Source organism: Hydrogenophaga sp. FW305-3-2-15-A-LB1 (assembly GCF_058787875.1).
Genome location: NZ_JBYTAE010000079.1, coordinates 1 through 12,519 on the forward strand (window position 1 = coordinate 1; position 12,519 = coordinate 12,519).

General features: G+C 67.5%; 7 protein-coding genes. 4 read left to right on the top strand and 3 right to left on the bottom strand.

Annotation, left to right across the window (positions count from 1 at the left end; all coding sequences use genetic code 11):
- Positions 1–34 precede the first annotated feature (34 nt).
- From AC3WPZ_RS21715 to AC3WPZ_RS21725, 3 genes are all read left to right on the top strand, one after another.
- On the top strand, positions 35–1,501 hold the full coding sequence (locus AC3WPZ_RS21715; RefSeq protein WP_492441517.1) for an FAD-linked oxidase C-terminal domain-containing protein: 1,467 nt from the start codon (positions 35–37) through the stop codon (positions 1,499–1,501).
- 132 nt (positions 1,502–1,633) lie between these two features.
- Entirely contained in the window at positions 1,634–5,410 is a 3,777-nt protein-coding gene (locus tag AC3WPZ_RS21720; protein ID WP_444687600.1) for a PAS domain-containing sensor histidine kinase, read from the top strand.
- Positions 5,407–5,892 (top strand): response regulator, encoded by a 486-nt coding sequence (locus tag AC3WPZ_RS21725; RefSeq protein ID WP_291112066.1) that lies wholly within the window; start codon positions 5,407–5,409, stop codon positions 5,890–5,892. Before AC3WPZ_RS21720 ends, AC3WPZ_RS21725 begins: the two co-directional genes overlap by 4 nt.
- Positions 5,893–5,916: 24 nt before the next feature.
- Here AC3WPZ_RS21725 and AC3WPZ_RS21730 read toward each other — a convergent pair whose 3' ends face one another.
- Together AC3WPZ_RS21730 and AC3WPZ_RS21735 are read right to left on the bottom strand one after the other, a co-directional pair.
- Complete coding sequence (locus AC3WPZ_RS21730) at positions 5,917–7,734, bottom strand: carboxyl transferase domain-containing protein (protein WP_492441519.1); 1,818 nt, start codon at positions 7,732–7,734, stop codon at positions 5,917–5,919.
- Positions 7,735–7,909: 175 nt separating this feature from the next.
- Positions 7,910–8,212, bottom strand: coding sequence for an RNA-binding protein (locus AC3WPZ_RS21735; RefSeq protein ID WP_291121781.1), 303 nt, complete (start codon positions 8,210–8,212; stop codon positions 7,910–7,912).
- A 262-nt stretch (positions 8,213–8,474) separates the two neighbouring features.
- On the opposite strand from AC3WPZ_RS21735, the gene AC3WPZ_RS21740 reads away from it, so the two are divergent.
- On the top strand, positions 8,475–11,411 hold the full coding sequence (locus AC3WPZ_RS21740; RefSeq protein ID WP_492441491.1) for a sensor domain-containing protein: 2,937 nt from the start codon (positions 8,475–8,477) through the stop codon (positions 11,409–11,411).
- Between the two features lie 19 nt (positions 11,412–11,430).
- Here the strand turns inward: AC3WPZ_RS21740 and AC3WPZ_RS21745 are convergent, their stop codons facing one another.
- Positions 11,431–12,489: a cupin-like domain-containing protein gene (locus AC3WPZ_RS21745; RefSeq protein ID WP_492441493.1), complete on the bottom strand. Its 1,059-nt coding sequence runs from the start codon at positions 12,487–12,489 to the stop codon at positions 11,431–11,433.
- Between the last annotated feature and the right edge of the window lie 30 nt (positions 12,490–12,519).

Sequence of the window (12,519 nt, forward strand, 5' to 3'; positions counted from 1 at the left end):
GAACGCACCCGCCCGCCCCGCCGAAAACACCTCCCTGCAACGCGCGCAACGGCAGGCCGACGTGGTGCGCGCGCTGCAGGCCGTGGTGCCGGCGCACGCACTGCTCTGGCAGGCCGAGGACACGGTGCCCTACGAATGCGATGGCCTGACCGCGTACCGCGAGCGCCCGCTGGTGGTGGTGCTGCCCGAGACCGAGGGCCAAGTCGCTGCCGTGCTCAAGGCCTGCCACGGCCTGGGCGTGCCGGTGGTGGCGCGCGGCGCGGGCACGGGGCTCTCGGGCGGTGCCATGCCGCACGCGCTGGGCGTCACGCTGTCGCTGGCCAAGTTCAACCGCATCCTGCGCATCGATCCGCGCTCGCGCACCGCGGTCGTGCAGGCGGGCGTGCGCAATCTCGCGATCTCCGAAGCCGCCGCCCCGCAGGGCCTGTACTACGCGCCCGACCCCAGCAGCCAGATCGCCTGCACCATCGGCGGCAACGTGGCAGAGAACTCGGGTGGTGTGCACTGCCTCAAGTACGGCCTGACCCTGCACAACGTGCTGGCCGTGCGCGGCTTCACCGTCGAGGGTGAGCCCGTCACCTTCGGGGGCGACGCGCTCGACGCACCCGGCCTGGACCTGCTGCCCCTCGTGATCGGCAGCGAAGGCATGTTGGCCGTCACCACCGAGGTCACGGTCAGGCTGGTGCCCAAGCCGCTGCTGGCGCGCTGCATCATGGCCAGCTTCGACGACATCCGAAAGGCCGGCGACGCGGTGGCCTCGGTGATCGCGGCCGGCATCATCCCGGCCGGCCTCGAAATGATGGACAAGCCCATGACCGCGGCGGTGGAGGATTTCGTGCACGCGGGCTACGACCTGAGCGCCGAAGCCATCCTGCTGTGCGAGAGCGACGGCACGCCGGAGGAGGTGGAAGAAGAGATCGGCCGCATGAGCGCGGTGCTGCGCCAATGCGGCGCCACCGCCATCGCGGTCAGCCGCGACGAAGCCGAGCGCCTGCGTTTCTGGAGCGGGCGCAAGAACGCGTTCCCGGCGAGCGGGCGCATCAGCCCGGACTACATGTGCATGGACTCGACCATTCCGCGCAAGCGCCTGGCCGACATCCTGCTGGCCATCGCCGAGATGGAGAAGAAGCACGGGCTGCGCTGCGCCAACGTGTTCCATGCGGGCGACGGCAACCTGCACCCGCTGATCCTGTTCGACGCCAACGACGCCGACCAGTTGCACCGCTGCGAACTGTTCGGTGCCGAGATCCTGGAGACCAGCGTCGCCATGGGCGGCACGGTCACCGGCGAACATGGCGTGGGCGTGGAAAAGCTCAACAGCATGTGCGTCCAGTTCTCCGCCGAGGAAAACGCCCAGATGTTCGCCGTCAAACGGGCCTTTGATACCAATGGGCTACTGAATCCGGGCAAGGTCATCCCGACCCTGCAACGTTGTGCTGAATACGGTCGGATGCTGGTGCGCGCGGGGGCTTTGGCGCACCCTGAGCTACCGCGTTTCTAGCTGTCAAATATCACGCTGGAGAAAGAGGGCCCTGGGGTACAGTTGTGCCGGATGAGCACCCTTTTTCCCTCGGAGGACAAACGCGTTGACAGCCACAGAACCGAACGCTCGGCTGTGGAGCGTGAGCGTGCGTTGCTTCTGGAGCTGGAAACCCTGCGAGCGGAGAACGAGCACCTGCGCCGCAGCTACGCGCAGCGGCTCAGCGGCCAGCCCGACAGCACCGACCTGAAGCGCCAGGCCAACCTGCCACTGCCTCTGGAAACCGCGCTGGAAGCGGCCGCCTTGGACCGGGCTCCGCACACCGCGCAGATCGAATACGAAGCGCTGTTCTCGGCCCTGGCCAGCGTCTTTCCCATCGGCGTCTTTCGCACCGACCACGCGGGCGTGCTCACCCACGTAGACGAGCAGCTGCAGGCGATCTTCGCGCTGAAGAAGCAGGACTTCCCCAACTTCGGCTGGTTCAGCCGCGTGCACCCCGACGACCTGGAACGCGTGCAGCAGCACTGGTTTCGGGCGATCTCCGAGGCCGAAACGCTCAGCGTGGAGTTCCGCCTGGTGCGCCCGGGCAACGAGGTGGTCCATGTGCTGGTGCGCAACGCACCCTTGCGCGATGCCAACGGCGCCGTCGTCAGCCAGCTCGGTTTCATGCAGGACATCACGCCCATGCGCACGCTGGAAGCCGACGCGCGCATCAAGGACGAGCTGAACCGCCAGATCATCTCCAGCAGCCCCGACTGCACCAAGGTGCTCGATCTGCAAGGCCGCGTGGTGCAGATGACGGCCCAGGGCTGCCGCCTGGTCGAGGTGGACGATTTCGAACAGGTGCGCAACAGCGAATGGGTCACCTGGTGGCCGGACGACGGGGCCTTGCTCTCGCGCGAAGCCCTGGAGAGCGCGCGCCAGGGCAAGAGCGCGCGCTTCGTGGCGTTCGGCAACACCTTCAAGGGCACACCCAAGTGGTGGGACACGGTGGTCACCCCCATCTGCGATGCGCAGAACCGGCCCGTGATGGTGCTGGCCGTCTCGCGCGACATCACCGCGCTGCACCAGCAGCAGGAAGAGATCCAGCGCTTCAACGTCGAGCTGGAAGCCCGCGTGCGGCAACGCACCGACGAACTGGCCGAAGCCAAGGAGCGCATCCACCAGGCCCTGCGCGATGCCCAGGCCCTCTACAACCAGGCGCCCTGCGGCTACCACTCGGTGGACGCCGACGGCGTGTTCGTGCTGATCAACCGCACCGCGCTGGACTGGCTGGGCTACGAGCGCGACGAGGTGGTCGGCAAGCTGCGCTTCCACGACATCGTGCCGCCCGAGCACCAGCACCTGGTCGGCGAGCGCCTGGCGCGCATGACGCGCGGCGAAAAACTGGAGGCCGCCGAGTTCCCGATCCGCCGCCGCGACGGCAGCACCTTCCTGGCCCTGCTCAGCAGCACCGCGGTCGTCGACGAAAACGGCCGTTTCGTCCGCACCAACAACACCCTGGTGGACATCACCGAACGCAAGGGCGCCGAGAACGCCCTCGCGGGACAGCGCAATTTCCTGCAGGCCATCACCAACAGCGTGCCGGTGCAGCTGGCGTTCTTCGACCGCGACCTGATCTGCCGCTTCGCCAACGCCAGCTACGCGCGCTGGGTGCAGGGCGATACCGAGCAGCTGATCGGCATGCACCTGAGCCAGATCGCGCGGCCCCAGGATTTCGAGGCCTCGCGCCTGAACCTGGCCGCCGCGCTGTCCGGCGAAATCCAGCGCTTCGAGGGCAAGCGCGCTTTCCCCGATGGCCACAGCTTCTACGCCGGCATCGAATACACGCCGTACTGGCATGCGGGTCAGGTGCAGGGGATCATCATCCAGATGATCGACCTCTCCCAGCGCAAGGCGTCGGAAGACCTGGTGCGCCAGGCCAACGGCCAGCTCAACAGCGCACTGCGGCAATCGCAGGACCTCTACAACAACGCGCCCTGCGGCTACCACTCGCTCGACGTCAACGGCATCTACGTGTCCATCAACGACACCGAGCTCGACTGGCTGGGCTACCGCCGCGACGAGGTGGTGGGCAAGATGGCCTTCCGCGACATGATGGCGCCGCGGCACACGGATCTGCTGGAGCACCGCATGCAGAAGATCCTGAAGGACGATGCCTTGGAGGCCGTGGAGTACGAGATGCGCCGCCGCGACGGCAGCACCTTCCACGCCCTGCTCTCGTCGTCCGCCGTGCGCGATGCCGACGGCCGCTTCCTGCGCAGCAACACCACGGTGGTGGACATCACGCTGCGCAAGGCGGCCGAGATGGCGCTGCGCGACAACCAGCGCTTCCTTCAGACCATCACCGACCACGTGCCTGGCCTGATCGCCTACCTCGATGCGGGCCTGCATTTCCGGTTCGCCAATGCCGAGCACCTGCGCGTCTATGGCATGGACCCCCAGTACATCATCGGGCGGCACATCGGTGAATGCGTGAAACCCGACGTCTGGGCCGACATCGAGCCTCGCATGCGGATGGCGCTGGCCGGCCAGCCCCACCACTTCGAGACCTGGCGCCCCACCATCGATGGCCAGCAGATCTTCGTGAGCGCGAGCTACCTGCCCGACTTCAATGACGAAGGCAAGGTGCAGGGCCTGTTCGTGCAGATCATCGACATCACCGACCGCAAACGCATCGAAGAGCGCGTCGTCCACCTCAACGAGGAACTGGAGCAACGCATCAGCGAGCGCTCGCTGGAACTGCTGGAGAGCGAACAGCGTTTCCGCCTCATGGTGGACAACCTGCGCGACTACTGCATCTTCTTCATGGATGCCGACGGCATCATCACCGATTGGACCGACAGCGCCCAGCGCATGGACGGCTATTCGCCCACGCAGATGCTGGGCCGCCATTACGGCGTGCTGTTCGATCCGGTCAACCCGGACCATGGCAAGGTCAGCGCCATGCAGATGCTGCGCCTGGCGGCCTCACGTGGGCAGCACGAGCTGCACAACTGGCACACCCGCAAGGACGGCTCGCAGTACTGGTCGCACTCGGTGCTCATTGCCCTGCGCGACGACAGCGGCGAACTCAAGGGCTTCGCCAAGGTCAACCGGGACATGACCGACGCCAAGCGGCTCGACGACCTGATGCGCAACATCAACGACGAGCTGGAGAACCGGGTGGTCGAGCGCACCGAACAGCTGCTCGCCGCCAACAAGGACCTGGAGTCGTTCTCGTACTCGGTCTCGCACGACCTGCGGTCGCCCCTGCGCCACATCTCCAGTTTCGTCAGCCTGCTGGAGGAACACCTCGGTGGCCAATGCGACGAGGTGAGCGCCCGCTACCTGAGCACGATCGGCAATTCAGCCCGGCACATGAGCCAGCTCATCGACGGCCTGCTCGCGTTCTCGCGCCTGGGGCGTTCGGCCGTGAACCTCACGGCGGTGGACTTCACCCTGCTGGTGGATGCGGTGGTCGGCCAGATCGGGCACGACACCGAAGGCCGGGTGGTCGACTGGGTGGTGGCGCCCGACCTGCCCGTGGTGCAGGGCGACGCCCTGCTGCTGCGCGAGGTCTGGGCCAACCTGTTGGGCAACGCCTACAAATACACCCGTCCGCGTGAAAGAACGCGCATCGAGGTGGGTTGGAGCATGGACCCTGTTGTCGGCTATACCTTCTTTGTTCGTGACAATGGCGTGGGTTTTGACACAAAATACGCCCAGAAGCTGTTTGGCGTTTTCCAACGCCTGCATCGCGCCTCGGAGTTTGAAGGCACTGGCATCGGCCTGGCACTGACGCGGCGCATCATTGAGCGACACGGCGGCACCATCTGGGCTGAAAGCCAGCTCGGAGAGGGCAGTGTGTTCTATTTTTCGCTACCTTTTGAAGGCGCCCATGGGTTCGAGTCTCCTCCCGACTCCATGCCGGCCGCCCTGGAACCATGAGCAAAAACGCCGACGCCATCCTTCTCGTTGAAGACAATCCCGACGATGCCGAGCTGACCAAGCTGGCCTTGGCGCGCCATGGGCTGGACGGGCGGGTGACGCACGTCTCGGATGGCATGCAGGCCCTGGACTACCTGCACCGCCGCAACGGTTTCACCAACCGCTCGGGCAGCAACCCCATGCTGGTGCTGCTGGACCTGAAGATGCCCCTGCTGGATGGCATCGGCGTGCTCCGGGAAATCAAGGGCTCGGACAACCTGCATCACATCCCCGTGGTGGTGCTGACCTCCTCCACCGAGCCGAGCGACCTGCTGCGCGCCTACGATGCGGGCACCAACGCCTACATCGCCAAGCCCACCGAGTTCTCGCAGTTCCTCAGCGCGATGAAGCACGTGTGCGAGTTCTGGATCAACATCAACCAGACCGCGCCGCAACTGCCCAGCGCGGGCGTGCGCACCACCGGTTTCGGCGACCTGATCTGATGAACCCGGGGCCCTCCTCGGGCCTCACCAGGTGTCGATGAATCGCCCCGGGCGGGGCTCTGACACCTTCGCCCCCGCCAGTCCCCTGACCAGCCAGTCGCGCGTGAGCGCCGGGTCGATCACGGCATCGATCTCGAGCGTGGTCGCCATCTGCACCGCCGAGCCATTGGCGACCTGCTGCGCCAGCAGCCGGTCGAACAAGGCATCGCGCCGCGGCCCCTCCGGCTCCGCTTCGAGCTCCTTGCGATAGCCCAGGCGCACGGCGCCTTCCAGCCCCATGGCGCCGAATTCGGCCGTGGGCCAGGCCACGGTGAAGGCCGGCGAATGGAACCCACCGGCCGTCATGCCCATGGCGCCCAGGCCGTAGCCCTTGCGCAGCACGACGCTGAAGAAGGGCACACGCAGGTCCGCCGCCACCACGAACAGGCGGCTGACGTGCCGCACCTGCGCCCTCGCTTCGATGTCCGGCCCGACCATGAAGCCGGGCGTATCGACCAGGCTCACGATGGGCAGGCCGTGTGCGTTGCACAGCTGCATGAACCGCGCGGCCTTGTCGGCGGCGTCGGCGTCGATCGCACCGCCCAGATGCAGCGGGTTGTTGGCCATCAGGCCCACCGCGCGCCCTTCGATGCGCGCCAGCGCGGTGTGGATGCCCACGCCGAAGCCGGTGCGCAGCGGCAGCAGGCTGCCGACATCGACCAGCCCTGCCATCGCCGCCTGGGTGTCGTACACACGCAGCCGGTTCTCCGGCACCACGTCGCGCAGGGCCCGGGCATCGGGTGCGCGTCCGCCGTCGACCGGGCCCTGGAAGAACGACAGGTATTGGCGGGCCACCGCCACCGCCTGCGCTTCGTCGTCCACCAGCACGTCGATCACGCCATTGGCGTGCTGTACGGGGCTCGGGCCGATCTGCTCGGGCCGGAACACGCCCAGCCCGCCCCCCTCCACCATGGCCGGGCCGCCCATGCCGATGTTGCTGCCCCGGGTGGCGATCACCACGTCGCAGCAGCCCAGCAAGGCGGCGTTGCCCGCAAAGCAGCGGCCACTGACGATGCCCAGCACCGGCACCTGGCCTGAGAGGCGCGCGAACGCGGCGAAGGTGCCCACATGCAGGCCGGCGACGATGGGCATGTCGGTGTCGCCCGGTCGGCCACCACCGCCTTCCGCGAACAGCACCACCGGCAGGCGCTGCGCCAGCGCCACGCCCAGCAGCCGATCGGTCTTCTGGTGGTTGCGCATGCCCTGCGTGCCCGCCAGCACCGTGGCGTCGTAGGCCATCACCGCGGCGCGCGACCGCTCGGCGCCGTGTTGGGCGGCATTGACGGAACCGATGCCGGTCACCATGCCGTCGGCCGGGGTGTGGGCGATCAGGTCGTCTTCGCTGCGGCGCTGGCGCTGCGCGGCCACCGCCAGCGCCCCGTACTCGATGAAGCCGCCCTCGTCGCAGAGGTCGGCGATGTTCTCGCGCGCCGTGCGCTGGCCGAGGGCGTGGCGGCGCGCCACCGCCTCAGGCCGGGCCGCGTCGAGCGTGCGGGCCTGGCGGTCGAGCAGGCGCTGCAGGTCGGGCCTGAGCGCGGCCGGCCCGGCCTGGACGGTCTCCTGCGGTGCGGTGGTGGGCGGGGTGGAAGCGCGTGCGACCGGCTCGGCGCGCAACAGGACGTCGCCCTGCTGCACCGACTCGCCCGGGGCGAACAACAGCTCCAGCACACGGCCAGGCGCTTCGGCACGCAGCTCGTGCTCCATCTTCATGGCTTCGAGGATCACCAGCACGTCGCCCTGGCGCACCGGGTCACCAGGGGCGACCAGCCATTGAACGATCTGAGCGGCCAGGGGAGAGCGCAAGGCATTCATGCGCCGATTCTGCGCGGCGCCAGGGCGCGCAGAGGTCAATCGGGAGACAGGGAAAAGAGCCGGAGCGAGGAGCTCCCTTTCCAGAGACACCGAGGGTCCGGCTGTGCCGGCCCGAAGTGTCGCCCCCCTTCAGGGGGTGGCGCCGCAGGCGACGCGGGGGGTGCTTTCAATAGATGTCGGAGTCGGCCCACTGGGACGAAGGACCGTCCTCGGCCGTCACGGGCACGTTGAGGTTCAGCACGAAGACGACTTCACCCCCGAAGCGGCCCACGCCCAGGCTTTTCATGAGCACCTGCTCCTGCTCGGGGCGCTCCATGCGCAGGAAGCAGATGGCCTGCTTGGTGCCTTCGTGCATGGCGGTCAGGATGTCGAGCCGCGTGATGCGCCCGAACTCACTGCACAGCTGGTGCAGTGCGGATTTCAGGCTGGAGACGTCGCTGTATTGCCTGAGTTCTGCGAGTGTGCTCACAATCAACTCCCTCAAAGTTCAAATCGGCGGTGGTGGCGATGCGGTGGCGCGAAAGTGTTGTGAAAACGGAGGCTTGGCATCGGCGATGGGGGCCATGTTAGAACATAAGCAACAAAATCTAACATTTATGTTACAAAAATTCCCCACATTTGGGGAGGTCGTGCGGAAGTTCACACGCCTGGGTCGACCTTACGCCCGCCATGTGTGCGGCAGATGACAGACGGTCTGTATGCTGCACCCTCGACCACCGAAACCCCTTGCCATGCGCCCTGGATCCGACAACCGCCCCCCTTTGGTCGCCGACACCGCGATGGAGCGCACCGGCGCCTGGACCGTGCCTCATCAGCGCGGTGAGCTCGATCGCCTGGCCCAGATGGCCACGCAGCTCGCGGGCACGGGCGCGGCGCTGCTGGTGGACCTGTCCCATGCGCCGCCCGAAGTTCTGGGCTCGCACGGGCTCGACCCGGATCAGGCGGCCAGGGCCCTGGAGGCCTGCACCGCGCTGCTGCGCGAGCGCGCCGATGTGGAGCGCTGGCTGCCCGAGACCGCCAGCCCTTGGCGCCACGGACATTGGCTGCCGGTGTTCGATGCGGTGGGACAGTCCGGCCTGCTGCTGCTCGACCACGGCCCGCGCGAACAGCCGGCGATGGGCACGCCCCTGCTGCAGTTGCTGTCGCAACATGCGGCCGATGTGCTGGCGCTGGCGCGCCGCTGCGAACAAAGCGAGCAGTACAACGCCAACGTGCTGCGCGAAAGCGAAAGCCGGCTCAACCTGACCGAGCACACGGCCGGCGCGGGCAGCTGGTCGCTGCAGCTCTCCACCCGCGAGGTGGTGCACTCGGACGAGTTCGCCACCATCCTTGGACTGGCCGATCACCGGCAGGTGCGCAACCTCGAGGACATGGTGCAGCGCTACTCCCCCGAGTGGCGCAACGGCATCCGCCAGCGCCTGGAGCGCTGCGCGCAGTACGGCGAAGGCTTCGACGAGGAGATCCAGGTGATGGTCGAAGGCGGTGCGCCCAAGTGGGTGCGCACCGTGGGCACCGCCGTGCGGCGCGCCAACGGCCAGATCGTGCGCATCCAGGGCGCGATCCAGGACATCTCGGCGCAGAAGCAGGCCCAGCAGGACACGCTGCGCCTGGCGATGCGCCTGACCACCACCCTGGCCAGCATCACGGAAGCCTTCGTCACGCTGGACCGGCAGTGCTGCTTCACCTACCTCAACCAGGAGAGCGAACGGCTGCTGCAGAAGACCACCGCCGATCTGCTGGGGCTGGAGGTCTGGCAAGGTTTCAGCGCCGGCCTCTCGCAGCGCCTGAAAGACCAGCTCACGAAATCGCTCAACACCAACCGCCGCGTGGAGCTGGAAGACTTCTTCCCCACGCTGGGCAAATGGCTGGAGGTTCGGGCCTACCCGTTCGCCGAAGGCCTGGCGGTCTACTTCCGCGACGTCACCGAACGGCGGCGCTCGCAGGAACAGCTGATGCTGCTGGAGACCAGCGTGTCCCGGCTCAACGACATCGTGGTGATCGCCGAGACCGGCGCGGGCAGCGACGACCAGGAGCCGCGCATCGTGTTCGTGAACGACGCCTTCGAGCAGCACACCGGCTACAGCCGCGCCGAGGTGCTGGGGCAGACGCCACGCATGTTGCTCGAACTCGACCCGGCCATCCCCAAGCTGCGCGAACTCGCGCAAGGCCTGCAGCAGACGCAACAGGCGCGCACCGAACTGATGGTGCGCCGCAAGAACGGCGCCATGTTCTGGGTGGAGCTCGAGGTGGTGTCGGTGCAGGCCACCGCCGAAGAGGTGACGCACTGGGTGGCGGTGGGGCGCGACATCACGCAGCGCAAGACCGCCGAGGACATGATCCGCCACCTGGCGTTCTACGACGCGCTGACCGACCTGCCCAACCGCCAGCTGCTGCTGGACCGGCTGCAGCAGGCCCTGGCGGCGAGCGCGCGCTCGGGCCAGCACGGTGCGCTGATGTTCATCGACCTGGACAACTTCAAGATCCTCAACGACACGCTGGGCCACCACATGGGCGACCAGCTGTTGCAGAAGGTGGCCGCGCGCCTGACCAAGAGCGTGCGCAAGACCGACATGGTCGCGCGCCTGGGCGGCGACGAGTTCGTGGTGATGGTCGACGACCTGAGCACCGACCCGGACGCCGCCGCCTTCAAGGCCACCGCCCTGGCCGAGAAGGTGCTCAACACGCTGCGAGAGCCCTTCCAGCTCACCGGCCACCAGCATTTCGCCACCCCCAGCATCGGCGTGACCTCGTTCAACGGCCAGCAGAGCGACGTGGGCGAGCTGCTCAAGCAGGCCGACCTGGCGATGTACCAGGCCAAGTCGCTGGGCCGCAACACGCTGTGCTTCTTCGACCCCAACATGCAGGCCACGGTGAGCGCCAACGCCACCGTGAGCTCCGACCTGCGCGTGGCGCTGAGCGAGCAGCAATTCGTCGTGCACTACCAGCCGCAGGTGGACCGCGTGGGCGTGATCACCGGCGTGGAGGCCCTGGTGCGCTGGCAGCACCCGCAGCGCGGCCTGATGTTCCCGGCCGATTTCATTCCCGTGGCCGAAGACACCGGCCTGATCCTGCCGCTGGGCCAGTGGGTGCTGGAGAAGGCCTGCGAGCAGCTCGCGGCCTGGGCCGACCGGGCGCAGACCGCCAACCTGAGCATCGCGGTCAACGTGAGCGTGCGCCAGTTCCGCCACCCCGATTTCGTGGACATGGTGATGGCCGCGATCACGCGCACCGGCATCCGACCGCACAAGCTCAAGCTCGAGCTCACCGAAAGCCTGCTGGCCGACCGCATGGAGATCACCATCGACAAGATGGGCATGCTCAAGGCTTTGGGCGTGACGCTCTCGCTCGACGACTTCGGCGTCGGCTATTCCTCGCTCTCGGTGCTCAAGCGCCTGCCGCTGGACCAGCTCAAGATCGACAAGGGCTTCGTGGCCGACGTGCTCACCGACCCGAACGACGCCGCGATCTCGCGCGCCATCATCGCGCTGGCACAAAGCCTGAGCCTGCAGGTGGTGGCCGAAGGCGTGGAAACGCAGGAACAGCGCGACTTCCTGGCCTACCAGGGCTGCGACCAGTTCCAGGGCCACCTGTTCGCCAAGCCCCTGCCCATCGAGGCGCTCGACGCCCTGCTGCAGAACCCGACCGCGGGCATGCTGGTGCTGTCCTGAACGGCGGCAGCCCCACCCCTCACCAGTTGGTGATGGTGGGGTTCTGGAAGCTGTAATGGTTGGGCAGGGCCAGGTTGGAGAACGAGAACGACAGGCTCACGTCCAGCGCCGTCACCTGGTGCCACCAGCCCAGGGGCAGGAACACCGTCTCGCCCGGCTCGACGATCACCTCGAGCACTGTGGCCTGGCTGAACAGCGGATAACGCGCGAGGTCCGGCCGGTCCAGATCGATCGGGCTGTAGACCTCGAAGTGGTTGTAGAGCAGCGGCGTCTGCAAGGGTGAGATGAAGCGCCAGCGCTTGCGCCCCACGATCTGCGTGTGGCACAGCATGAGCGTGTCGTGGTGCAGCGGCGTGACCGTGCCCGCCGGGCCGAACCAGAACGAGGCGCGGCGCGCCAGCTGCGAGGGGTCGCAGAAGGCCGGCAGGCTGCCGATGTCGGCCAGGATGGGCGCGAATTCGGGCCGCGCCAGCATCTCGTTGTTGGCGGTCAGGTAGTAGTCGTTGGTGGTGCCGCCGGCCAGCACCTGATCGACAAAATTCGCCAGGCCCACGCTGCGCCGGTGGTCCAGCTTGTTGACCTCGTAGTTCGGGTCCGCGCTGCGCTCGGCCTGGATCTCCACCTGCAAATGACCGAAGCGCTCGCGCAGGTCCTGGGGCGACCAGCGTTGCAGGGCGGGCCAGTCGCGCGCCACGCCAGTGAGCACCAGCGGGCGGCTGCCCACCACGTATTTCTCGACGAACTCGTCCAGCGGCACGTCGCCGCGCTTCTCCACCTGCCCATAGCGCGGGTTCAGCTCCAGCAGCTTCTGCTGGTTGGCCATCACCGATTCGAGCTTGGTCTGCAGCTGCTGAAACTTGCGCGCGGCAAGGAACGCCGGGTCGCTGTCCATCGCCCGGATCGCGGGCTCGCACTCGGCCGGGTCCAGGCCCGCCTCGGTCATGGTGACCAGCATGGATGCGGGCGTGCAATGGCGCAGCCGGTTCTCGGCGATCCATTGCAGCCAGCCCGCGTCGAGCGGGCGAAAGGGCGCCGCCTCCAGAGGCTTGGGCGCGGCGGGAATGGTGGGCGGGTTCATGGCGGCGGCCAGTATCGCACCCGCCGGGTG